Origin of the sequence: Microcoleus pseudofavosus SVA1_A4 (assembly GCF_036700565.1) — a bacterium.
Taxonomy (GTDB): domain Bacteria; phylum Cyanobacteriota; class Cyanobacteriia; order Cyanobacteriales; family Microcoleaceae; genus Microcoleus.
This window is the reverse complement of record NZ_JAUBPE010000069.1, coordinates 20,064-44,329: the sequence shown is the minus strand read 5'-3', so window position 1 is coordinate 44,329 and position 24,266 is coordinate 20,064. Positions and strand designations below refer to the sequence as shown.

Annotated in this window: 23 protein-coding genes; 11 read left to right on the top strand and 12 right to left on the bottom strand. The window is 45.6% G+C overall.

The annotated features are described in order from the left end of the window. The first annotated feature begins 48 nt into the window (after positions 1 to 48). On the top strand, positions 49 to 237 hold the full coding sequence (locus tag QUA02_RS24930; RefSeq protein ID WP_445305205.1) for a DUF4926 domain-containing protein: 189 nt from the start codon (positions 49 to 51) through the stop codon (positions 235 to 237). 241 nt (positions 238 to 478) lie between these two features. Continuing rightward, positions 479 to 2,221: a cellulose-binding protein gene (locus QUA02_RS24925; protein WP_445305204.1), complete on the top strand. Its 1,743-nt coding sequence runs from the start codon at positions 479 to 481 to the stop codon at positions 2,219 to 2,221. 16 nt (positions 2,222 to 2,237) lie between these two features. On the opposite strand, the gene QUA02_RS24920 is transcribed toward QUA02_RS24925, so the two are convergent. From QUA02_RS24920 to msrA, 4 genes are all read right to left on the bottom strand, one after another. Next, positions 2,238 to 2,819 carry a DUF948 domain-containing protein gene (locus tag QUA02_RS24920; protein WP_333031720.1) on the bottom strand — a complete coding sequence of 194 codons (582 nt, stop codon included), beginning with the start codon at positions 2,817 to 2,819 and terminating at the stop codon, positions 2,238 to 2,240. Between the two features lie 37 nt (positions 2,820 to 2,856). Further along, a complete protein-coding gene (locus tag QUA02_RS24915; RefSeq protein ID WP_333031719.1) occupies positions 2,857 to 3,198 on the bottom strand; it encodes a YtxH domain-containing protein in 342 nt (113 codons plus the stop codon). A gap of 121 nt (positions 3,199 to 3,319) precedes the next feature. Continuing rightward, positions 3,320 to 3,625 carry a hypothetical protein gene (locus QUA02_RS24910; protein ID WP_333031718.1) on the bottom strand — a complete coding sequence of 102 codons (306 nt, stop codon included), beginning with the start codon at positions 3,623 to 3,625 and terminating at the stop codon, positions 3,320 to 3,322. A gap of 350 nt (positions 3,626 to 3,975) precedes the next feature. Next, a complete protein-coding gene (gene msrA, locus QUA02_RS24905; protein ID WP_333031717.1) occupies positions 3,976 to 4,629 on the bottom strand; it encodes a peptide-methionine (S)-S-oxide reductase MsrA in 654 nt (217 codons plus the stop codon). Between the two features lie 317 nt (positions 4,630 to 4,946). Here msrA and QUA02_RS24900 point away from each other — a divergent pair, with 317 nt between their 5' ends. Beyond that, the gene (locus QUA02_RS24900; RefSeq protein ID WP_333031716.1) at positions 4,947 to 5,084 is read left to right on the top strand and encodes a hypothetical protein; all 138 of its coding nucleotides are present in this window, start codon (positions 4,947 to 4,949) and stop codon (positions 5,082 to 5,084) included. A gap of 265 nt (positions 5,085 to 5,349) precedes the next feature. Here the strand turns inward: QUA02_RS24900 and QUA02_RS24895 are convergent, their stop codons facing one another. After that, a complete protein-coding gene (locus QUA02_RS24895) occupies positions 5,350 to 6,264 on the bottom strand; it encodes a DUF6999 family protein (protein WP_333031715.1) in 915 nt (304 codons plus the stop codon). After that, positions 6,264 to 8,132 carry a 3-oxoacyl-[acyl-carrier-protein] synthase III C-terminal domain-containing protein gene (locus QUA02_RS24890; RefSeq protein ID WP_333031714.1) on the bottom strand — a complete coding sequence of 623 codons (1,869 nt, stop codon included), beginning with the start codon at positions 8,130 to 8,132 and terminating at the stop codon, positions 6,264 to 6,266. The genes QUA02_RS24895 and QUA02_RS24890 overlap by 1 nt, the downstream gene beginning before the upstream one ends. A 215-nt stretch (positions 8,133 to 8,347) precedes the next feature. On the opposite strand from QUA02_RS24890, the gene QUA02_RS24885 reads away from it, so the two are divergent. Next, positions 8,348 to 9,364: a hypothetical protein gene (locus QUA02_RS24885; RefSeq protein WP_333031713.1), complete on the top strand. Its 1,017-nt coding sequence runs from the start codon at positions 8,348 to 8,350 to the stop codon at positions 9,362 to 9,364. A 170-nt stretch (positions 9,365 to 9,534) separates the two neighbouring features. On the opposite strand, the gene serS is transcribed toward QUA02_RS24885, so the two are convergent. The 5 genes from serS to QUA02_RS24860 all read right to left on the bottom strand — a co-directional run bounded on the left by serS (position 9,535) and on the right by QUA02_RS24860 (position 16,831). Then, positions 9,535 to 10,815 carry a serine--tRNA ligase gene (serS, locus tag QUA02_RS24880; protein ID WP_333031712.1) on the bottom strand — a complete coding sequence of 427 codons (1,281 nt, stop codon included), beginning with the start codon at positions 10,813 to 10,815 and terminating at the stop codon, positions 9,535 to 9,537. A 370-nt stretch (positions 10,816 to 11,185) separates the two neighbouring features. Continuing rightward, entirely contained in the window at positions 11,186 to 12,817 is a 1,632-nt protein-coding gene (locus QUA02_RS24875) for an iron uptake porin (RefSeq protein WP_333031711.1), read from the bottom strand. A gap of 230 nt (positions 12,818 to 13,047) precedes the next feature. Further along, the gene (locus tag QUA02_RS24870; RefSeq protein WP_333031710.1) at positions 13,048 to 14,052 is read right to left on the bottom strand and encodes an ABC transporter permease subunit; all 1,005 of its coding nucleotides are present in this window, start codon (positions 14,050 to 14,052) and stop codon (positions 13,048 to 13,050) included. Continuing rightward, complete coding sequence (locus QUA02_RS24865) at positions 14,049 to 15,593, bottom strand: sugar ABC transporter ATP-binding protein (protein ID WP_333031709.1); 1,545 nt, start codon at positions 15,591 to 15,593, stop codon at positions 14,049 to 14,051. The genes QUA02_RS24870 and QUA02_RS24865 overlap by 4 nt, the downstream gene beginning before the upstream one ends. 257 nt (positions 15,594 to 15,850) lie before the next feature. Continuing rightward, positions 15,851 to 16,831, bottom strand: coding sequence for an ABC transporter substrate-binding protein (locus QUA02_RS24860; RefSeq protein WP_333031708.1), 981 nt, complete (start codon positions 16,829 to 16,831; stop codon positions 15,851 to 15,853). Between the two features lie 668 nt (positions 16,832 to 17,499). Here QUA02_RS24860 and QUA02_RS24855 point away from each other — a divergent pair. Beyond that, positions 17,500 to 18,666 (top strand): glycosyltransferase family 4 protein, encoded by a 1,167-nt coding sequence (locus QUA02_RS24855; protein ID WP_333031707.1) that lies wholly within the window; start codon positions 17,500 to 17,502, stop codon positions 18,664 to 18,666. 106 nt (positions 18,667 to 18,772) lie between these two features. Then, positions 18,773 to 19,153, top strand: coding sequence for a hypothetical protein (locus QUA02_RS24850; RefSeq protein ID WP_333031706.1), 381 nt, complete (start codon positions 18,773 to 18,775; stop codon positions 19,151 to 19,153). A 224-nt stretch (positions 19,154 to 19,377) separates the two neighbouring features. On the opposite strand, the gene QUA02_RS24845 is transcribed toward QUA02_RS24850, so the two are convergent. After that, complete coding sequence (locus QUA02_RS24845; protein WP_333031705.1) at positions 19,378 to 19,626, bottom strand: CRR7 family NDH-1 assembly protein; 249 nt, start codon at positions 19,624 to 19,626, stop codon at positions 19,378 to 19,380. 264 nt (positions 19,627 to 19,890) lie between these two features. On the opposite strand from QUA02_RS24845, the gene sir reads away from it, so the two are divergent. The 5 genes from sir to QUA02_RS24820 all read left to right on the top strand — a co-directional run bounded on the left by sir (position 19,891) and on the right by QUA02_RS24820 (position 24,242). Further along, positions 19,891 to 21,879 carry a sulfite reductase, ferredoxin dependent gene (sir, locus tag QUA02_RS24840; RefSeq protein ID WP_333031704.1) on the top strand — a complete coding sequence of 663 codons (1,989 nt, stop codon included), beginning with the start codon at positions 19,891 to 19,893 and terminating at the stop codon, positions 21,877 to 21,879. Between the two features lie 343 nt (positions 21,880 to 22,222). After that, complete coding sequence (locus tag QUA02_RS24835; protein ID WP_333031703.1) at positions 22,223 to 23,047, top strand: RsmE family RNA methyltransferase; 825 nt, start codon at positions 22,223 to 22,225, stop codon at positions 23,045 to 23,047. After that, positions 23,041 to 23,358: a hypothetical protein gene (locus QUA02_RS24830; protein ID WP_333031702.1), complete on the top strand. Its 318-nt coding sequence runs from the start codon at positions 23,041 to 23,043 to the stop codon at positions 23,356 to 23,358. Before QUA02_RS24835 ends, QUA02_RS24830 begins: the two co-directional genes overlap by 7 nt. Then, positions 23,348 to 23,695, top strand: coding sequence for a type II toxin-antitoxin system PemK/MazF family toxin (locus QUA02_RS24825; RefSeq protein WP_333031701.1), 348 nt, complete (start codon positions 23,348 to 23,350; stop codon positions 23,693 to 23,695). The genes QUA02_RS24830 and QUA02_RS24825 overlap by 11 nt, the downstream gene beginning before the upstream one ends. 106 nt (positions 23,696 to 23,801) lie before the next feature. Continuing rightward, the gene (locus QUA02_RS24820; RefSeq protein ID WP_333031700.1) at positions 23,802 to 24,242 is read left to right on the top strand and encodes a lysozyme inhibitor LprI family protein; all 441 of its coding nucleotides are present in this window, start codon (positions 23,802 to 23,804) and stop codon (positions 24,240 to 24,242) included. The last annotated feature ends 24 nt before the right edge of the window (positions 24,243 to 24,266 follow it).

The window sequence follows — 24,266 nt, the reverse complement described above, 5'->3', positions numbered from 1 at the left end:
TTGCCCAACAATAGCTCAAAACCTCTGCCCTAGTATTTCTGAGTATTTATACTCATCGCAAAAGTGACACGCTCCCTGCCAGTTGGACTTGTGGGAACTATTATTGAAGTGTATGATACGGGAAAGGAATGTCAGTATTTAGTGGAGTTTGCTGATAGTCAAGGGATTGAATATGCTATGGCTATGTTGAAAGCCGATGAAATTTTAGTTCTGCAATATGAACTTGCGGTTGCTTAGTGATTTGAGGAGAATAGAAGTTAGATAAGGGCGATCGCACTTGGGAACAGAAAGGGCGATCGCCCCTCCACTGAGAGGCAAAAATGTTAATAATCTTATAGCTGATAGTTTTAGAAGGAACTTTTTGATAAGATATCAAAATTAAAACTGTCTTACCGCTCGGATTTTACCTAAAAAAATCAAATTAGCCAAATTTATGTCTCGATTAAGTATCCGATCGAACAAAAAAGCTCTGGGCTTTGTGCTGGGTTTATTAATTTTTGTCATTTTCATTCCCGGATGTTGGGCTTTAACAACTAATATTGCTCCCACAGTAGCACGGCCAGCAGATAACAAAGTAGCTGTGCGTGCAGATGTACAAAATACATCAAATTCTCGCTCTTCTTTAGGAGTTGGGCTTAATGGTATTGCTGACTCGTCAACACAATTACCCTTTTTAGATGCTTTCAAATCTTCTAGACAATGGATAACTCAATGCGTTAGCGGACAACCAAACTGTAAAGGTGAATGGGATACAGAGGAGTATAATCTTTTAAACCTTGATGAAAATGGGTGGGTGAAGTCTCTCCCATCTCCCGAAGAGGCTCCTAAATATACTAGGGTAAGTACGCTATTACTTAGGGAAATCCCCAATCGCTATCCTTCAGGGCAGTATATTGTTACTTATGAGGGTGAAGGTGCGATCGAATATAAATTTGATTCCAAAAAAGATGAGGCTGCGTCGAAACCCGGGAGGGATATCATTAATGTGGATGCCACACAAGGCGGAGGCATAATGATTACAATTACTGCTACCGATCCAAAGAAAACAGGGAACTATATTCGCAATATTAAAGTTGTTCGCTCCCAAGATGAACAGCTTTATCAAAGCGGTGAAATATTTAATCCGCTGTTTATAGACAAGATTAAAAAGTTTAAAGTTTTGCGTTTTATGGACTGGATGGGAACAAATGGTTCGCAACAAAAAGACTGGTCAAACCGACCTAAACCAGAGAGCGTATCCTATGCTTATAGAGGAAGTGTTCCCATAGAAGTTATGGTGAATTTAGCTAATAAAGTCCAAGCAGAACCCTGGTTTAATATGCCGCATCAGGCTACTGATGAATATATGACTAACTTTGCTAAAAGGGTAAAAGATAGTGTAGATCCCAAGCTGAAAGTTTATGTAGAGTATTCTAATGAGGTTTGGAATTGGTCATTTCCACAATCGCATTATGCTTTGGAACAAGGTAAAGCGAAGTGGGGAGATAAAGGCGATGCTTTTATGCAATGGTACGGAATGCGTACTGCTCAAATGTGCGATATCTGGAAAGGTGTTTTTGAGGATCAAAAGAATCGAGTTGTCTGCGTGTTGGGAACTCAAAGAGCCTGGAGAGAGTTAGGAAATTATGCTTTAGATTGTCCCTATTGGGTAGCTGAGGGCAATAAACCTTGTTATCAACACGGCATTGATTCCTATGCTATAGCTGGATATTTTAGTGGCAACTTGGGCGGTAAAGAAAGTGTCAGCACAGTAGAGTCTTGGTTGAATGACGCCGATGGCGGGTTTGGCAAAGCTTTTAAGCAATTAAAAGAGGGCGGGTTGCTCCCTGGCTTCAAAGATAGTTTGCCCGATGTGGATAATGACTTTAGGTATTTCTTAGATGTGGCTCAAAAAAAAGGTCTCAAGTTATTTGTTTACGAGGGCGGTCAACATATTGTAGGTATTGAAGGAGTTGAGAATAATGAAAAACTGACCAAGTTTTTTATGGAATTAAATAGGCGGCCAGAAATGTATGAGATATACACGCAATTACTGAATAGTTGGAAACAAGCTGGAGGCAGTCTTTTCATGCACTTTGTGGATGTGAGTTCATTTAGTAAGTGGGGAAGTTGGGGGGCTTTGGAGTATGTGGAACAAAAGGGTTCGCCTAAGTATGATGCTTTGATGGATTTTATTGATAAGAATCCTTGCTGGTGGGATGGGTGTGCTGTGGAGGGATGATGAGGAATTGGTGCAATCAAGAATCGTTCGATCGCACTTCCTCAAACTCTTCCGCATCCCCCGGCAAACCCGAACCCTCGCTACCCCTCAACCGGGGCGATTCCCCATTACTCGCACCCGCACCGTAAGCCCCAGAATACCTATCCTCCAAACCCGAATCCCTCAGCGAAATCGCACTTCTTTGACTCGGCGACAATCTCTCTGTCGATCGGCGATTTGTCCCAGAAATCGGCGGCTTCCGAGTTAAAGTTTTCCAAGCAGCCTTAATCCCAGTCACCACGCTGCGAGTTGTTACCTGCACGTTTTGCGCCTGCTTTTTAGCGCTACCAATACTTCGATCGACCTGTTTGACAACCTCCCCCGCACTTTGCACCCCATCGCTGACATCATCCGTCAACTCGCTAATTTCCAGCCCCGTCAACCGAATCGCCTCCAAAGTGGGCGGAAATTCGCGAGAAAGCGTGTCAGCGAGCTTTTCCACGCTGCGGGCAGCCCGGGCCAGCGCTTGCACTGCAGGTATTAAAGTCACTAAAACAGCAGTCAGGCTAACTGCCACTAGCAAAATCGAAAGTCCTAGCCAAAATATAGGATCGCTCACTTGAATCTGGGATTGGGGGTTGAGAATTTCATGCCATTTAGCGGATGGGAGGGCGCGACGGGGGACTCACTTGAGCTTCAGTTTCCGACAGTATTTGGCGTTCCCGCTGAGTCGCTTCCAAACCTGCCGCGATCGCCTCTTTGAGTCTAATCAAAGTTTCGTCCCAATTTCTGATTGCAGTTTCAGAAAGTCGATCGGCCTGCAACTGCACGCTAGTCGATAAATCTTCCGCCAACTCCGGCAAAGCATCGGCCGATTTTTTCAATATCTGCCGCGTCTCCTTGCCCGTTCGCGGCGCCATCAGCAACCCAGTCACGGCCCCGATCGCAGAACCCACAAGCAAACCGCCAATAAATAATCCTGAACGTTTAGTTGACATTTTTATAACTTCTCTCCATACACCAATTTTAGGGGCGTTTGCCCGATCGCAGCCCTTTACAAAGGTAGAAATATTGTTGAAAATCCTACGGAGTCAGCACGGGCGGCAGTTTTAGGATAGCTTACCTCAAAGGTCGATCGCGCCTGGGCCAAAGCATCCGTCCCAAACCCAGCAATCCCAAAAGTTGCTGAACCTGTTGCAGTTGCAATTCCAGTTGTTGATAGCGCCGTCGCAGTTGGCGGGCACCTTGCTGCCTGTTACCAAGGAAATCCGGCGACATACTGAGGACATTGCTGCTACAGCGTTCGATTAGTGCGATCCGAATTTCCAAACGTGCGATCGTCCGCCTGATTTTCCACACCTTCGCAGCGATATAAAAGCAAACCAGAGATATTAGTAGATTGATAATTACAACAGCACTCAACATTTAATACCTGTTTTAAACTACTAACATATTCAGCTTTTTGTGGCTGCCTAGAAGCCCTCTTGTGTAGGGACACAACAATGTTGTGTCCTCATCCATTTTGTAGGGACACAACATTATTCATTAGTATCAACTTAACTTCAAACCCAGTCACAGACCGCTGTTTGACTTTAAATCTCGATCCCCCCTAGCCCCCTTAAGAAGGGGGGAACCGGAAATGCTCAAAGTCCCCCTTCTTAAGGGGGATTTAGGGGGATCGAGACTCGGCTATAAACGAGAGATACAAAGGTTTTCAGACTTAAGTTGACACCAATGAACATTGTTGTGTCCCTATCCATAAGCTGGCTCAAGTTTTAAGCCTGAGACATAGCAGGCAAACAAACCTTAGTACCCCCCAAACCGCAATAACCGTTCGGGTTTTTAGCAAGATACTGCTGGTGATAGCTTTCTGCGTAATAAAACTCAGGAGCCTCAATAATCTCAGTGGTAATCTTGCCGTAACCGGCCGGGGTCAAAGCTTGCTGGTAAGCATCGCGCGAAGCTTCAGCTTGCTGCATTTGGGTAGCTGAATACGTGTAAATGCCCGATCGGTACTGAGTACCAGAATCATTGCCCTGACGCATTCCTTGAGTAGGATTGTGACTTTCCCAAAAAACTTTTAGCAGCGTTTCGTAACTAATTACTTTCGGATCGAACACAACCAGAACTACTTCATTGTGTCCCGTCATCCCGCTGCAAACTTCGTCGTAAGTAGGATTTGGAGTAATCCCGGCTGCGTAGCCAACAGCCGTCGAAAAAACTCCATTTTGCTGCCAAAATTTCCGTTCTGCTCCCCAAAAACAGCCCAGGCCAAACAAGGCAGTCTCCATGCCGTTTGGAAAGGGAGGTTTGAGCGGATTGCCGTTAACAAAGTGAGTTGCCGGTACCGACATCGACTCTGCCCGTCCGGGTAATGCCTCTTGGGAAGAGGGCAGGCTCGACTTTTTGCCAAATCCAAATAGCACCATAAGTTTGTGAGGGGATCTCTGATAAACGTCTTTACCTTACTTAATAATATCATATCTACACTAAAATAGTCGCTCTCTTGAAGGTAGAAGGTAAAAGCCAAAAGGCAGATTTTTTTTACGGATGCTTTTTGGTGATACTGCTCACTGCAAACGCAGTTTTCAATCACATTAGGCCGCTGCTCGCTGTCACCAAACCATACCTAAAATATCACCTATTGTTGAGCTATAAATCACGCGGATTTTATGCAAAACAGCCGATTATTAAAAGTATGGTGTTGTAGTAGTTATTCAATACCATTTATTGGGAGTGTGTACAAATGGCCGCTAAACCTTGCAGTGAACCTTTAAAATCCAATCCGTTTATTACTTACCGCGACCCGATTACAGGTAAATGGATTGTTGTGAATCAGAATTTGCCCAAAGCAGCAGAACAAGCACAGCTAGCAGCAGCTTGAGTTCTCCTCTTAACTTTACCTGAAAAATAAACTATAATTTCTGATTGCGTAAGGGCGGGTTTTACCAACCATCAATGCCTAAAACAAACAATCTCGTAAACCCGCCCCGATCAACGGTCAATTGGAATCTACATTTTTTTTATTCCCAGAAATGGTTGATGTAGATTATTAGTTGTATGGGGCGGGTTTAGGTAGATTGTTTGCGGTTATTAAATATTTTTAGTAAAACCCACCCCTACGGTATTTATGGTTATTTAATCGGAGTTTAGTTCATCTCTTTTTGCAGTTCCAAATACCGATAGAGATATTCCGAAATTATCCCGTGCAAAAACAAGTCGCGTGCCGCATTAAACGGACTGTTTGGCGCTAGCGGATGGCGGTTGACAATTACATGATTCCAGTCGCAATTTCCAGTAATCTCGCTGACGTAAACTCCGAAGTTTTCATCTAACTGAAGCGACATCACTGCTCGCGCAAATTCGTCGCTAGTCAAACACAGAGAATAAAATACTTTAAACAATTCGATCGCCGATTCCAAATCCAGAATTTTTAGCCATCTGCGTTTTTCAAAATCTATTGCAACTTCTACTGGTTGAATGCTATCATAATTAATTCCCCGTTTTTTGACGACCTGCAACCAGTTAGGATTTGTCAGCATTGCCTGGTTGTAATCCCAGACAAAGTTATAGAGAATTAAGTCATGTTCGAGAAACGCATTGTCAGCTAAATCGCTAACTGTGCGCGGATAAAGCTTTGACTTTTCAATCTGGGTGTCGGGGCCGTTGTCAATCAAGAAGTTGATAATGTTGGAGCCGGCGCAAATGTGTCGCACAATTAAATAACAAGCTTCTGGCGAGACAAAGTTATTGAGGAAAAATGCAGCCGATTTGTGCATTAAAGTGTAAGCGCGAAATTGAAAGGGCAATAAGCGCTTTGTTGTCATAATTACCGCCAGCAATACGTTAGCAATTACTTTGATCGGGATGAGCAAATAATTGCGAGTCCAGCTTTGCAAATCCCGCATCATGTAGGCTTTTGCCGCTAAATCGACGGGAATCGACCGATCGCAAAACAGCACGTCCCAAACATTCGGATCTCGGCGGTTGTAGGGTTTTGTAGCGTAAGGGATTTTTCGCTCATCTGGGAGATTTTCGGTATCTTGTTTTTGCAGCTTTTGCATTAGCGCATTTCCTCCAATTGCAGCAAATATAAACGAGCAGTGACGCGAGCGGTTTTGACAATGCGGCGGGCTATATCATCTGTCATCCATTCAGCATTAATCAAATTTTCCAGTTTGCCGAGGTGCGACTCGTCGTTAGCTCCGTGATAAGCTAAAAACGATACTTGTTCATCTTGCAAACCGAGAGTTTCTTGAATTTGTTTTGCCCATTTTCCTGCCAACCGATTGCCCAATCCTTCGATGATAAACATACTGCCAATTAAATCAACCGGATTTTCCCGCGATGCTTGGTGGAAGATAAAAGCTGACAGTGCTTCGCTGCCAATATTCTTATCATATTCCACAATTTGTGACAATTCACCGCCCACAGCAACATAATTTTGTTCTAGCATTTGATAGTCGCGGTGTTCGTCTTGGGCGTGGCCGATAAAAGTCGATCGCAGTCGAAAATCACTCATGTTAGAAGCAGCGCGAGCAATCCAGCGAGCTCCCTCGACAACTTGCGGGCGCAGATTGCAAAGTAAAGCTTGATAGTCTTCTATTGTAAACTCTCCCCGGTACAATTTGCGGACAATGGGAACGGAACGAATTTCGCGATCGAACTTCAGCCAAATCCATGCTAACTCCCGCAGCAAATAAGCTTGCGGAGAGTTGTGGATTTCCGGTTTAACGTTGGCGAGGGAAGACGCTTCGGGAATTTCAAGGGAGTTATAACTTTGAGAAATCATTGATTTATTGGTATTTTCGACAGCAGTTAACATGATGTAAGCGGTTGTAAATCGCCCGCTTTCCGGCACAAAGCAAAAGATTTTATGTCCGGGCTGCAACTTGTCAGAGTTGAACAATTCCTCTAACATTAAATAAATCGAGGCACAACCTGTATTTCCGCGACTGTACAAGTTTGTAAACCATTTTTCTTCAGGAATCATGCAGCCTGCTTGTTCCAGAAGTTCTACAATTTGTCCCCGGAAAAAGTGAGACGAATAGTGGCACAGCAGCCAGTCGATTTCCTGCGGAAAAACTCGCCCTGCTTTTATCAACCGCAGCCAACCTTCAACGCCTAATTTCATTACATTGTCCAGCAAGCGAATATTTTGCCGCAAGTCAAAAGCTCCCGCTGTGGCTGCATCGAGGTAGGAGGAATAATCCAGCCAGCTTTTGGTTGATGTTTCGTTTGCTAATCCTGAATACATACAAACAGGATAGGCGTTGGCGTGGGAAATTAGCTCAATCCATTCTATCTTTAAACTAATTCCTGTCGCGTTGGGATGGTTTTGCAGCAAAAATGCTCCGGCACCGTCTGATAGCATCCAGCGCAAAAATTCTGTATCGAAAGGCAGGGATTTTCCCGCTTGCACGGAAGTTTGTGCTTCAAATTTGGTGCTTTTGAACAAGCGTGAGGGAAATTCGGAAGCGACGGCAATTGCTGTTTGTTTTTTGCCGAGTTCGAGTTGAGATGCGGCGTAATTTAAGGCAGTAACTCCGGCACAGCAAACTCCTTGAGCTGACACTATTTCTAGGGGAGATAATTCGGAAAGTTCCCCGTGTACTGTGCTGGCAAATCCCGGTACTAATAAGTCTGGTAAAGTCGTAGCGCAGGCCAGTAAGTCGATCGCCCCCGGTTCCAAATTTGCTTGAGCGATCGCGTCGCGGACGGCAAACGCTGCCATTTGGCTGTTAGAATATAGTGTTTGCTGCTGTTTGTCGATCGCGTAATAGCGCTGTTGAATCCCGTTGCTGTTGAGAATGCGCTGTCTGACTCTCGAAGGGCGCGAGGCAATTTTTCCCAGATATTCTTCCATCTCATCGTTATTAATTGGTTCTCCCGGCAAAAATTTTCCAATCCGATTGATATAAGCGCTGTACATGGCGTAAACCTCTAAAAATCCGATAAGAAATGGTATAAAACCGATCTTGCTTTGTGAAGCAGTGAACTTGCAAGGAGAAACCAGCTATCTTGTAAAGCTTCTCGAAATCACAGAAATCGAGCAACAGCGAGCACAAGTAACCTGAAGCAGGGTGAAGTTTTTTCGGAAATTGAGCCAATATGTAAGTAGAGTTCCTTCACTGCTTGGCAACTACAATGGATTTTGCACAACTAAATGCTTGGTATTCTCAATCTCAACGCCGCACCGCTGTTTCGCTGTTGATGAAACGAGTCGGCGTAACTCGCACTAGGGCTGAATGCTTTGTCAGGCTTTGGGTTTACTTATCAGTGAAACACCTTCAGGAAAGCCAGCCCCGAATCAAACCGCCGCTGGCGAAACTGGAATTGCTACAAACAGAAGTTCAGTGTACCCACCGGGAAGCCGCAGAACTATTTTACTGCGATTCCGATCGGGGGAGCGATCGTGCCGCCGGAATGATGTTAGATAAATTAGCAGCCCTCGGATTAATTAAAAAACACTTTGACGGTAACACTACTGAAATTGAAATTCAACCCGTTCCAGAAATTTTAAATATCGCCGAACCTCAAAAGCCTGTACAACTTCAATTAGATAATTTTAACCCTCGGTGCGATGCGATTCCTGTGGCAAATTTATTAGCAACTAATTACAACTGGATGAACCGCAGCACTAACGCCGTCCCCTACAAAATTGTGAAAATCCTGCGGCTTTTGGCTAGTCAATACTCAAAGGGAATGCGAGTTTTGCGCCGCTGCGATAATCTCAATCCAGTGGGGTTTTACTTACTTTATCCCACCGCTACCGAATCTGAAGTAAATTTTTTTAACGCTCCTAGCAAAAGCCTTCATTTAAGTTCTATTTCCGATATCGATCCTTTCAATATGGCGCTACCAGGAGATCCAAATTGCCAGTCAGTATTTGTCCGCAGTTGGATGATCGATCCGCAGTATTTGGAAGAATACCGAATTGCTTTTCTCGAAGACACACAAAAAGTTTTAGCTCAAATGCAAACAGATTTTCCGAATCTTTGCGACTTGTACACGCTGATGATTCACCCCCTGTACGAAAAACAGGCCCTGGCTTTGGGATTTCATAAGACTAGCAGTGACGCTCAATTATCTGTTTACTGGATGTATCTAGCATTGGATAGATTTTTGGCACTGGATATCAAGGAAACTGTAAGAAATTTGTAATATAGTATCAATTCCGGCTGCGCCGGAATGATAAGCGAGGATACGGCAGTGCCGTATCCCTACGGTGATAAATTGTAGGGACACGGCACTGCCGTGTCCTGATTTCGGGTAATATTAATTCCGATGCAACGGGAATTAATATTACTCGGCGATTTCAATCGCCGAGTGACTTATAAAACTTCGCGTCCCAAATAGGGTTGTAAGGCTTCCGGCACTTTTACAGTTCCGTCTGGCTGCTGATAATTCTCCAAAATTGCCGCCATTGTGCGGCCCACAGCTAAACCGGAACCGTTCAGCGCGTGCACGAATTGAGTGCCTTTTTTCCCCGTTTCTTTAAAGCGAATATTCGCCCGCCGCGCCTGAAAATCTGCGACGTTGGAACAACTGGAAATCTCGCGGTATTTGCCCGCAGATGGCAGCCACACCTCTAAATCGTAGGTTTTTGCCGCCGCGAAACCTAAATCGCCGGTACACAGTGCGATCGCCCGATAAGGCAATTTCAGCGCCTGCAAAACTCCCTCAGCATCCTGCACTAACTTTTCGTGCTCTGCCTCGGAGGTACTCGGATGCACAAGTTTTACCAATTCAACTTTATTAAATTGGTGCAGTCGAATTAATCCCCTCGTATCTTTGCCGTAACTGCCGGCTTCTCGGCGAAAGCAAGGAGTGTAAGAACAGTGATAAATTGGCAACTGTTCTGCTGTCAAAATTTCACCTCTGTACAAATTGACAACCGGAACCTCGGAAGTAGGAATTAGCCACAAATCGTCTTGGTCGCACTTAAAACTTTCTTCGGCAAATTTGGGCAGTTGACCAGTGGCTGTGAGAGATTCGGTGTTGACTAAAAATGGAGGAATTACTTCTATATAACCTGCTTTTGTGTGCCGATCGAGCATGAATTGAATAATCGCTCTTTCCAAGGCTGCACCAGCTCCAATTAAGCACACAAAGCGGGGCTGAGCGATTTTTACTGCCCGTTCAAAGTTGATAATCCCTAATTTTTCGCCGATTTCCCAGTGCGGTAAAATACCGGAATTTTGGGGAATGTATTCGTCTCCCCAGCGCCGGATTTCGACGTTTTCATCTTCATTTTTGCCGATCGGCGTTGACTTGTCGGGCAAGTTCGGCAGCGGCAATAATAGAGCTTCTATTTGAGCTTTTAGGTCTTTTTCCTGTGCTTGCAGTTCGTTCGACTCGGTGCCGACTTGGTTGCCTTCTGCTTGCAAAGTCTGAATTTCGGGAGATTCGAGGGGTAAACCCGATTTTCTTTTTTGCCCGATGAGTTTGGCAATTTCGTTGCTGCGGGCTTGCAGTTGCGATCGCTTCCCTTCCAACTCCCGCTGCTGTTTGTCTAACTGCACGATCGGCTCGATTTCATAGTTGCCTCCGCGCAGGTTGAGGCTTTCTTGCACGGCTTGCGGGTTTTCTCGGATTAATTTGAGGTCTAGCACAGATTTATTCTAAATCTTAAATTTTAGATCGGCTGGGACAAAACGAGATGATACAGAAGCTTTGTCAATGATTGGCGCATTCAATCATAACTTATTCTGATCTAAAATACCCGTTGGGTATCACCCATGAAGGGTGACACCCCACAAATGTCTGCTATACTTGCAAATATTAGTAGATGCACCCTGATAATTTTCTACCCCAGCCAGCAATGGCCGGGTTTTTTTTTGGCATGGAATTTAAGTCCTGGACGCACTATCAGTCTAAAAAACCCGGTTTCTCGCGATTGTCGTCTCAAATCCGGCAATTACGTTAAGAAACCGGGTTTTTGCGTCCCGGACTAGGTAAGTAAGTCCTAAAATATCTTTTCGGTTAAAAGTTAAAGCCAGTGCGAACCAACCAAACCCATTGAGTGTCGTTGCGGCTGTCATTCTCAGGATTAACCACGGCCCAAACACCAGGGGTGATCGAAATGTTGTCGTTGACCTGAAAGCGATAGAACGCTTCAATGTGATAGGAAGTATCTCGATCGCGCCGCACGTTACTGCTGGTCACGCGACCTGGCAAACCCACCAAAATCCCCGGTAAGTTGCCTTCACCTCCCACATCTGGGAAACTGATCCCGATCGCTCCATACACAATATCAGCGCGATCGTCGCCGTCAACATTTAACAAAACCACGCCGCCTCTACCATCAGAAACGCTGCTAACACCAGAATTTTCTGCATTGGCGCGAGTATAAACGCCCCAACCGTGAACTTGAAAGCGGGGAGCAAGGCGGTAGAATCCTTGTACGGCTACAGAATCGCTGGATGTAGCAATATTGTCCCCAAACGGTCGCGCAGCCAGAAAACTGCCCGTACCGCCTGTGAGGTCGGCTTTACCGCTTGGTGCAAAGGTACGAGAATAGGCTACGCCAATTGCTCCGCGATCGCCCCGGTAGGCAAGCTGAAGCAGAGCATTGTAGGAACCGTTGAATAAACCGTTACTTTGCTGCGAGAGATTGGGATCTGCTGCTATATAGCCCACAGTCAGGGTGAGGTTTTTGGCGACAGTCCAGTTGACAGCGCCACCGCCACCTCCCCGGCGGTAGAGGGGACTGTATTGTCCGAACTTCGAGGGAATTCCATCACTATCGCTGGCGATCGTTGGAGGAGTTAGCAAATCCGTAATATCGGGATACCCAACACCTGTCGGGCCGACGGTCAGCGAGAGATTAGAGGTCAGGGGGGTGACATACAATATGTGAGGGACGGTGATTGTGTTATCGACATTGCCATCAAAGTTCAAGGCCGTCATATTTGTACCCGTCTTGTCGGCAATCCTGCCCAAGTTGCCGAATTCCAAACGGGTTCTCAGCATATCGCGACCGGTGAAGCTGGTTTCCAAATTTAATCGCCCCCGGTTGGCAACAATAGTGTTGGTGCGATCGCGCGAATCCCCAACACTGTTACCGGAGGTATCTGTTACCACCACGATAATTTCCGCATTCAGTTTCGTCGTAGTCGAGAACTGATTGGCTTCTAGTTCGGCTGTGCGTGCATCGAGAGTATCGACTCGACCACGCAACACCGATAATTCAGTGGCAAATTCTGCTTGCAGCTTTTGGACGATCGCTAAATCTTCCCCAGTAATCTGGTTGGTTGTTCCTGTGGCAATTAGTTCGCTGACTCGATCGAGACAGCTATTCAATCCTGCGGCAAATTCGTACCGCGTCAGCGCCCGGTTTCCTCTGTAAGTTCCGTCGGGATAACCGGCAATGCAGCCGTAGCGTTCTACTAGAGATTGCAGCGCCTGAAACGCCCAGTCAGTGGGTTTTACATCCGAGAGTTGAGAGACAGAATTCACCTGCGCGAAGGGTTTTTCTGTCAAGGGATTTAACGGTTCAGGAGCAACTAATCTATCAATTGGGGCCGCAAAACTTGGGGATGATGTTAGCAGAAATACACCCGGTGTTCCCAGTATAAAAGCAGTAATCAGGTGAGGAAAATGCTGGATGTGCATAGGACAAAGCTCCGCATAAAAACCGATCTTGCATCATTCTCAAGAACGGGCAAGATGCCCGTTCCACAAGAAAATTCACTCTTTGTGGAACGGGCATCTTGCCCGTTCCTAAACAAGTAATTGAGAAAGGTGCAATATCTCAGTTACATCCGTTAAATTCGTTACAGAATCCTTTACGGAACTTCCTTCTTCCTTTTCCCCCTTTGGGGGGCAGGGGGGGTTGGCTTCCCCTACGCTGCGCTTGAACCGGTACGAACTTTGTCGATCGTCACTGCGATAATTATCACCAGACCTTTCACAACTAACTGCCAGAAGAAAGACACGTTCATGAGAGTTAGTCCATTGTTGAGCAGGGCAATAATTAAAGCCCCCAGCAAAGTACCCCAAATAGTACCAATTCCACCTGTAAAACTGGTTCCTCCCAAAATTACAGCAGCGATCGCATCTAATTCGTAGCCTTGCCCCAACATCCCCGTCGCACTGTAGAGGCGCGACGCGCTCATAATTCCACCTAAACCAGAAAGCAAGCCACTGACGCCATAGACAAATAACAGCACGCGACTCACCTTAATACCTGTCAATCGTGCTGCCCGAATGTTGCCTCCCACGGCGTAAATATGCCTCCCCAGAACAGTCCGCCGCAAAACAAACCAACTCGCTAAAACTGCTAGCAAAGCGATAATAACTAACCAGGGAATTGGGCCGACATAATTGTTACCTATCCAAGCGAAATTCAGATTTCTATTGATAACTGTAGTGCCGTTAGCGACTAAATAAGCAACTCCCCGCAAAGCTGTGTAAGAACCGAGGGTGACGATGAATGGAGGCAAACCTAAATAGGCAACTAGCGAGCCGTTAAGCAATCCCAAAAAGACTCCGGCTATTAACGCAGCCGGTACGGCAAACCAACCCAGACCTGGAACTAAGGAAACCAGCACCCCGACAACTGCCGTCACGCCCAAAATTGACCCGACTGAAAGGTCTATTCCGCCAGTCAAAATCACAAAAGTCATGCCAGTAGCAAGGACAATATTGATCGATGCTTGCCGAATGACATTGATAAAATTTCCTACGGAAAGAAAGTTGGGCGTTACCAGGGAAAAAATTACACAGATGGCCACCAAAATCGGCAGGATACCGGCAACTTGGATGAAATTTTTCCAAGCTACGACTTTGCTCGCTTTCTGCCGATCGCTCCCTGAACTTCTGCTGGTTTTTGTTTGCGTTTGACTCATGATTTTACTACCTCTTTTGCACCAGTGGCATAAGCCATAATGTTTTCTTGCGTAATCTTTTCCCCAGTCGATCCGCCTACTTCACCGACGAGGCTTCCCGATCGCATCACTAAGACGCGATCGCTCATTCCCACAATTTCCGGCAGTTCGCTGGAAATCATCAAAATACCTACACCCTTGGCTGCCAAATCGCTAATAATTCGATAAATTTCGCTTTTGGCGCCAATGTCCACACCCCGCGTCGGTTCATCTAGCAAAAGTACCTTTGGGTTGATAGCCAACCAACGCGCTAGCAGCAACTTCTGCTGATTTCCCCCAGACAAATCCATTGCCCTGATGCTCGGACTTGCAAGGCGAATCTGCAAATTATTAATAGCATCATTGACAATTTTCAACAGAAATTTTGAGTTGATAATGCCAGCTTTTGCTTCTCGATCGAGGACATTCATGGTGATATTTTCACCAGAACTTGCCTCCAAAAATAGTCCTAGAGCCTTGCGATCTTCTGGCACGTAAGCAATTCCGGCGGCCATTGCTTCATCGGGTGTCGAGACATTGAGAGGACGATTTTCGAGTTTAATTTCACCGCTTGTCTTTCGATCGGCACCAAAAATTAGGCGGGCAAGTTCTGTTCTGCCGGCGCCAACTAAACCCGCTAAACCCAGAATTTCGCCCGCATGAAGTTGAAAAGTGGCCGGCTTTACTTTGCGGCCGTCGCTTAAATTTGTTACCTCAAGAACAACAGCACCCGGTGTTATTTGATGCTTGTGTTCGTACAAATCCTGTAAAGAACGACCCACCATCATTTCCACCAGGCGATCGGCAGAAATTTCGTGCTTTTCAAGAGAGCCAATATACCCGCCATCTCGGATGACGCTCACGCGATCGGCAAGGGCATAAATTTCTGCCATTCTGTGGCTGATATAAATAATAGCAATGCCCTCATTCCGCAAGCGGCGAACCACTTCAAAAAGCTTATCTGTTTCGCGGTCTGAAAGCGCGGCCGTCGGCTCGTCCATCACTAAAATTCGGCTATTGTGTTTGAGCGCCCTAGCTATTTCCACTTGCTGCTGTTCGGCAATTGAAAGTGTCGAAACCAGGTCTCCAGCCTCAAAATTTGCATCGAGGTTTTTCAAGACCTCAGATGCCTTGCGCCGCATTTCATCTTGGTCTAAAAATGTACCTCCTTTCTTCAGCTCGCTGCCCATAAAAATGTTTTCAGCAACTGTCAGATTGGGGGCGAGATTTAGTTCTTGATAAATAATCGCTATCCCTAAATCTCTGGCTTGAGCGGGGTCTGTCATCTTAACAGCTTGACCGTCAATTCTGATTTCGCCTGCATCGGCTATGTAGGCTCCCGCCAGAATTTTCATCAGCGTACTTTTGCCCGCACCGTTTTCCCCCATGAGGGCGTGAACTTCACCCGGGTAAACGGTGATATTTACATCGTGCAAGGCTATAAAACCGTGAAAGGTTTTTTTAATACCTTGCATTTCGAGTACGGGCTTAGTTTTTATTGAAGCTTGAGTGCTATTTACCATCGTAAATACCTTAAGGAAATCTGCTTGACTATTAAACTTATATCCCCCCTAGCCCCCCTTAAGAAGGGGGGGACAAGATTCCGATCAAAGTCCCCCTTCTTAAGGGGGATTTAGGGGGATCTAGACTTGACTATAAACGAGAGAGGGGGGAACAGGATTCCGATCAAAGTCCCCCTTCTTAAGGGGGATTTAGAAGGATCTAGACTTGACTATAAACGAGAGATACAAAGGTTTTCACGCTAAGTTGACATCTATGGTCACTCGCTTGTCCAGCCTTTATGTTGATTGACGTTTTCGCGAGTAATCAGCGCGACTGGAATCAGAATGTTTGGATTGGCTGGCTTGTTTCCTTTCCGAATGTCGTTCCCGACTTCAACTGCCTTGGCTGCCATGCGAAATGGATCTTGAGCTGCTGTAGCCACAAAGAGACTGTTGTTCTGCTTGAGGGCATCTAAAGCTTCAGGTGCGCCATCGACTCCCACAATAAAGAATTCGCTTCTTTGTGCTTGTTTGGCTGCTAATTCTGCACCAATGGCACAGGGGTCATTAATTGCAAAAACAGCATCAATTTTTGGGAAGGAAGTAAGGACATCACTCATCACTCTCAATCCGCCATCGCGGCTGCCTTCTGCGTTCTGATCTTTGGAAAGAACCTTGAGATCGGGATATTTGGAGAAGACTTTCTGGCATCCCTGAACTCGCTCGACTACTGAAGCGACGGGAGGCCCGTTGATAATCACAACGCTGCCTTTTCCTTTCAAGCGATCGGCTATATATTGACAGCTTACTTCGCCAGCTTGCACGTTATTTGAAGTAACTGTGGCATCAACGCCTCCCTCGGCGGCGGTATCAACTGCAATTATCGGAATTCCGGCTTGCTTGGCTTTTTCGACAGCGGGTGCAATGCCTTTTGTGTCCGCAGCATTGAGTACAATCATGCTGACCTTAGAGGCAATAAAGTTTTCGATTTGATTGAATTGCTGATTTAAATCGTCGCCGCTGGAAACGAGAGTTGTCCTCACGTTTGCACCGCCGATTTTCTTGGCTTCGGCCTCAGCGCCCTTGCCAACTTGTACAAAGAATGGATTACCTAGGTCGCGGACTGCTACAGCAACTGATGAAAGTTCGGAGCTGCTTGGTTGTATGCTGTTTTGAGCGTTCTGGGAAGCTGCGGTGCAACTTGCCAGAGTGCTGCTGAGTAGACTAAAAAGACTGAGTGCGATCGTTACTCGTTTCACCTCAAACTCCAATGAATTCTCGTTTGGAGAGAGTCGCTCGTAAATATGACGTTGCCAACCTAAGATTAGCTTTTGTCAGGTTTAAGCTCGAATACCTAATGTTTTAGGTGACAGGCTTTTCCTCGTACATGATTGTACAAAACCTTGTTTCTTGTCTGCTCGTAAAACTTTCTTGCTCGGCTCGTTAGACTGCTTTTGCGAACAGAAAAGATAGGAATATCCAGTCTCTGTCCTCCCTGCAAAAAAAATCAACGAGGCTTGAATTTTTTAAATGCTTTATTAGCATTAATTTTATCAGTGTGTGAGAAAATTTTAGGAGAATATTTTCGACAAAATTTTTCAGAAATTGTTTTTAAAACCTGGCCGAGTCATATTGAATTTAACTCTCTATGTTTGCTGATGATAACAGTTTAAAACCTGCTCGATATCTATCTTTGGATAGACAATACTTTTACCAAAAACTAAAGATGCGAGAGCCTCGATCGACACCGATAATACTAACCCGCATTCTGGTCTGATTCCGCCAACTCAATAATTCTTAAAGTTTGCTCGGTGCAGGATATTGTAAAAATTCATTAAGTTTAGATTCCGTTAGGGTCGATTATAGTAAACTGTAATTGCCATTTTTTTGCAAAGTCACTTTACAGCAATAATTGTCCGCGCTGTGAATGCGTAAATCTGAGATGCGATCGACAAATTACCTATTCTGCTTCTTAGAAATATTTGCCAGCGAAGGCGGCATTCAATCCTACGTTCGAGACATTCTGAAAACTTACGTGTCAATAACCGCAGGCACAAACTCGCCGCCGCCAGCTCAAGTTTTGCTGTTGCGAGATTCTCCAGACTGCAACAATCCTTACGAGTCAAAAAATATTAAATTTTATTACCTCAAAACCGATCGTCCTTGGTTTGGTCGTCTTAAGTTTGCTACAATGTTGCTAACTTGCTTGGTGCAAAAACGACCGCAGCGAGTTTTTTGCGGTCACATCAACCTCGCACCGCTTATTCAAACTTTGTGCCGGCCGCTGGGAATTCCCTATACAATTTTAACTTACGGCAAGGAAGTGTGGGAACCGCTGGCTCCGAAATATCAAACAGCAATGAGACAAGCGGACAGGATTTGGACGATTAGCAGGTACACGCGCGATCGCACTTGCCAAATTAACAACTTAAATCCCGAAAAATTCCAAATAGTGCCTTGTACGGTAGATGGGAATATATTTACGATCGGCCCAAAATCGCAACATTTATTAAAACAATATAATCTAATTAATGCTAAAATATTGATAACAGTGGCAAGATTGCGATCGACTGATATTTACAAAGGCGTCGATGTCACAATTCAAGCTTTGCCACAAATCGCAAAAACGTTTCCCAATGTGAAATACTTAGTTATTGGCAGAGGAGACGATCGCTCTAGATTAGCCAAACTCGCTGATGATTTGGGAGTTGCTGAAAGAGTAATATTTGCGGGTTTTGTACCTACAGAAAATTTAGCAGCACATTATCGGCTTGCGGATGCTTGCGTGATGCCTTCCCAGGAAGGATTTGGCATAGTTTATTTAGAAGCGCTGGCTTGCGGAATACCCGTGCTCGCGGGGGACGCGGACGGGTCGGCAGATCCGCTGCAAGATGGTAAACTGGGATGGCGAGTTCCTCACCGAGATTCGGCAGCAGTAGCGGTTGCTTGTATCGAAATGCTGCGAGGAGAGGATAAAAGGTGCGATCGCGACTTCTTGAGGGAACAAACCCTGGCAAGATTTAGTTTTGAATCCCTTTGTCAATCCTTACAAGGAATTTTTCAACTCTCTGACTCAGATAAACTTATGCAGTAGAGAGCGGTTTCTGGGTGTACAATGGGAAGATTAACTCGATCGACCGCCTGAATTTCTGAGTAGGATAGAGTTATGCCTACCTGCAAAGACACCAAAGGAGACAACCGTGAACCAAGGCACCCCCAAAATCTCTTTAAAGCTACCCCGTATTAGCAATTGGCTGATACTGTTGGGCATCGCGTGTTTGTTGGTGTCAATAGGTTTGGGTTGGATAGTTAAATCATTGTTGATTGTAGTAGCTTTTTTGCTGCTGACGCCTGTGGTCGCATTTTTCGCGCTTCAGTGGTGGCTGAAACGCAATTTAATTGAGGACAATTGTCCAGTTTGTCAATACGAATTTACAGCTTTAAATCAAACTCAGTTTCAATGTGCCAACTGCGGCGAACCTCTGAAAATAGAGGAAGGTCATTTTAGTCGCTTGACACCGCCCGGTACGATCGATGTTACCGCAGTTGAAGTGTCATCGGTACAACAGTTGGAAGATTAACCATTGGGAATTGGGAATTGGGCGAAGCGAAGCGGAGGGATGGGGAATTGGGAATCGGGCATGGGGAATGGGGCATCGGGCATAGGGCATAAGTTATTTGTTGGTTGTTATTTGCTATTTGCTATTTGTTACCTGTTGGTTGTTATTTGTTACTGGTTGGTTCTAATAACCAATGCCCGATGCCCAATTCCCAATGCCCGATGCCCGATGCCCGATGCCCAAAATTACTTTTCCAAACGCACTGCATACCACTGCAAAAACTTTCCGGCCCCGACATCTAATTCACAATAAGTATCAATTAAATACTTGGCTTGACCTTCCACAGAAGAGAATTTTTGCACATCCCGCGGCAAATCTTCCTGTCCAGAAGCTAAGACTGCTTTCAGCTTTTCTAATAGTTCTGCCGCCGTTACGAACTGCTCCGGCTGGTTTGTTTCTAACACTACAAATGTGTCTTCGTCATACAGTGACATAGTTTCAGATGTTGAGGTTAATTATTTCTAAAGTTTTGTGCAGTTGAGCGATCGAACTATAAAGTCTTATTTAGAGCTGCAAGGCCCCTGAGCGATCGTGTTACAATTAAACACCGTCAGAATTCCTATCGGATTACCGTTATTAACTTAGTTGTTAACCGAGCCGATCAAGCACTTCTGAGGAAATTTGTCAAGTGCAAATTTGTCAACTCAAGAAATATTCGACCGATCCCGATCTAATTATAACGGACACTACACATTCCCATGATTAAATCTTCCACTTCAGCGCCCGCAGCGCGCAAGCCGTCTAAAGCAGAAGGTCTCAAAGAACGGAGCAACTATTTGCGAGAACCCGTTGCGACTGAACTTTTACAAGAAACCACCCACTTCACCGAAGAAGGGATTCAGATTCTCAAATTTCACGGATCGTACCAGCAAGACAACCGCGACAATCGAGTTAAAGGACAAGAAAAAGACTATCAGTTCATGCTGCGCACCCGCAATCCCGGCGGGTTCGTTCCGCCGCAGCTATACCTGGCCTTAGACAAGCTATCCGAAGAATACGGCAACCACACGCTGCGCGTCACGACGCGCCAAGGCTTCCAAATTCACGGCGTGTTGAAAAAAAATCTTAAAGCAGTGTTTTCCTCAATTATTAAAAATATGGGGTCAACCTTGGGAGCTTGCGGCGACTTGAACCGCAACGTCATGGCACCGCCAGCACCGTACAAAAATCGCCCAGAATACCAGTATGCGCTGCAATACGCCGATCGTGTCGCCGATTTGCTGACACCGCAAACGGGGGCTTATTACGAAATTTGGCTGGATGGGGAAAAGGCGGTTTCGGCCGAGGAAGATCCCGCTGTGAAAGCGGCGAGACAGTCAAACGGCAACGGTACAACATTTCACGATGACAAGGAAGAACCAATTTACGGCGCTCATTATATGCCGCGGAAGTTCAAATGTTCCGTGACAGTGCCGGGAGACAATTCGGTTGATTTGTACTCTCAAGATTTGAGCTTGGTGGTATTTACCAATGAAGCTGGGGAGTTGCAAGGTTTTGACGTGTTTGCCGGCGGCGGTTTGGGTCGCACTCACAATAAGGAAGAGACTTTTGCGCGGGTTGCTGATGAGATTTGCTATGTGGGCAAGGATGATGTTTACGATTTGGTCAAGGCAATTGTAGCAACTCAAAGAGATTACGGCGATCGCACAGACAGGCGGCACGCCCGCTTAAAGTACCTGATTAACGACAAAGGCGTACAGTGGTTTAAAGACAAAGTGGCCGAGTATTTTGGCAAGCCGCTAGCAGCGTTTAAACCCTTGCCAGAATGGAAGTATTTCGATTTCTTGGGGTGGCACGAACAAGGAGACGGCAAACTGTTCGTCGGCATTTCTGTAGAAAACGGCCGGATTAAAGATGAAGGTTCGTTCCAGCTAAAAACAGCTTTGCGGGAAATCGTGCAGAAATACAACTTGCCGATGCTGGTGACACCGCACCAAAACGTGTTGATTTACGAAATTTCGCCGGAAATCAAACAGGACATTCAGGGCATTCTCTCGCGCTGCGGCATTCAGGGTGAAACTGCGATCGATCCCTTAGTGCGGTATGCTATGGCTTGTCCGGCAATGCCGACTTGCGGGCTGGCGATTACCGAGTCAGAGCGCGTGATTCCCAGCATCTTAGAGCGGATTCGGGCGCTTTTGACCAAAGTTGGCTTAAAAGACGAACATTTTGTGGTGCGGATGACCGGTTGTCCCAATGGATGCGCCCGCCCTTATATGGCAGAATTGGGGTTTGTCGGGAGTTCGCCTGAATCTTACCAGATTTGGCTGGGGGGTTCTCCCAATCAAACGCGGCTGGCAAAACCAATTGAGGAAAAGCTGCACGTCAATGATTTTGAAGCTTTTCTGGAGCCGATTTTTGTTTATTTTAAGCAAAAACGGCAACAGAGTGAGAGTTTTGGCAATTTTTGCGATCGCGTCGGGTTAGAATCTATCCGTCAATTTGTAACCAACTACCAATCTACTTCCTCGATGACAACTGAGATTAATGAATTAGAAGTTACGTCTAGTAACGATGACGGAAACGAGACAGTCGCTGCTGGTGGCAAAGTCCGCCGCCGAATTAGCGTCCGCGATGAAATTTACAATGAGCTCAAAGAAGAAGCAGCCCGTCAGGGCAAGCCAATCACGCAGCTAGCTACAGAGGCGATTTCCACTTATTTGAAGAAGATTAAGGAGGAAGCATAAGCCGATTTTCAATTTTTGATTTTTGCTCGCATCAAATAGACCTCACGCAAAAATAACATAAGGGCAGAGCATTTGCAGAAAAAAACTGGATTTTTAACATAAATCTGGTTGTAAATGCTTTGCCTTTAAACTTACAAACAAAAAACCTATAGCGGTTCTCAAAAAAGTGAGGTATGCCCTATGCCCTATGCCCTATGCCCTATGCCCTATGCCCTATGCCCAGTCGTACCTCATCTTTCTGAGAAAGGCTATATCTCTTCTCTTCCTCTCTTCCTCAGCGTTCTCTGCGTTCTCTGCGGTTAAATAAAAAAAATCTAATATAAAACGAGCAATCTAAAATTCAATGCCTCAATTACAAAGATTAGCAGTAAATCCGGCTCAAATTTACGATCGCAAAATCGACTTAACCCTCGAACAACAGCATTATTTACATCGAGTGTTGCGGTTGAATAATAGCGATCGATTTATTGCGATGGACGGCCGAGGACATTGGTGGTTAGCAGTTCTAGAAGCCCAGGAAACAGGGTTGATTGCGTCAATAACAGACGAAATTACTGTTAACAGGGAGCTTGGTGTCGAGGTGACTTTGATGGCGGCATTGCCCAAGGGAAACGGGTTTGACGAGGTTGTGAGACAGGCGGCGGAGCTGGGTGTGGCAAGTATTGTTCCGGTGACGAGCGATCGCACTTTGCTGAAACCGAGCCCTCAAAAGGTCGATCGGTGGAGAAGGATTGCTGCGGAGGCGGCGGAACAGTCGGAACGTCAATTTGTGCCGACTATTTTTGAGCCGATTTCGTTTGATTTGGCTGTGAAAGATTGCTGTCAAAAATATCGATATATTTGTGTTGCTCGCGGGGATAATCGGCATTTGTGGGATTGTTTGATAGCTGGTTTCGATCCCCCCCAGCCACCCTTAATAAGGGGGGAGCAAGATGGGGCGACTGGTTTCGATCCCCCCCAGCCACCCTTAATAAGGGGGGAGGAAGATGGAGAAGAATTAGCGATTGTGATTGCTGTTGGGCCGGAGGGCGGGTGGACGGAGGGTGAGGTGAAAAGGGCGATCGAATTTGGTTTTGAACCTGTTTCTTTGGGTAGTAGAATTCTGAGGGCGGTGACTGCGCCGATTGTGGCTTTATCCTTAGTTGGCGCGGCATTTGAGAAGTGCTAATATTCACAAAAAAGTACGGAGACTTGCTGGGTTTGGCGATCGCAGCTAAAATGTCAATAGCTAATTATCAGAGGAGTAAAATGTTACAGTCAGTAGAGGGTATATATCGAAATGGCAAAATTGAGTTATTGGAAACACCTGCCGACATAGAAGAAGCGCAAGTTATTGTTACTTTTATGCCAAAATCAGGGTTAGTAAACTTGCAATCTCGCGGTATCGATCGAGAGCAAGCAGCAGATTTACGGTTTCGGTTGAGCAGATTTGCTCCAGATTGGGAACGACCAGAAATGGATGCTTACGATGCCTTATAATCGAGGTGATGTAGTGCTGGTTTTGTTCCCCAACGCAGACTTGCGTACTGCGAAACGCCGTCCAGCTTTGATAGTTCAAGCTAATAATCTGGGTACTGGTTTACGGCAAACAATTGTGGCAATGATTACTAGCAATTTAGCCCGATCGGGACACCCAAGCCGGGTTTTTGTTTCCCTAGCAACACCGTCCGGGGAACAAACGGGATTGCTAGCTGACTCGGTAATTATGACAGACAATCTTGTGACGCTTCTAGAAAATGAAATCGATCGCAAAATTGGTGTTTTGTCGGATATGGTGGCAGTAGATGCAGCACTCAAGCACACTTTGGGAATCTGATAAACAAGGCTATCTAATTCAGGAAATATAAAAAAATACTTAAACCAATCAAATCAATTTTGTCTTGTGTTAAGAGAATTCATCAGATAGATGGGGTTTACGGATAATGAAAATAGGTTTGAAGAAAGGTCGATCGCTCTTTTGGTCGATTCCCTACGGGATAGCTTCGCTTCACGCGCTTTTGGCAATTTTCGGTACAACATCAGTTTTTGCACAATCTGGGCGCTCTGTCATTGCTCAACAGATTAATTGCGATCGCCCGCAAGGAGATGTAGAAGTCAGAACCTGTATTCGGTTTAGATATGAAGCGGAAGACAAGCGGCTGAATGAGATTTACAAACAACTGATTTCTAACTTGAGTAAGGAAGAGCGATCGCTACTTTCCGAAGCACAATTAGGATGGATTAAAGTGCGAGATAAAACCTGCGAATTTGAAGTGTATCAAAATCGCGGCGGTACGGGTTATCAAGGTTTTCTAAACGAATGTTTGGAGCGAATGACCAAACAACGCACAGCCGAGTTGCAGCGGTATCTCAAGGAGAGATAAAAAAGGGGGATCGAGCTAAGCTCA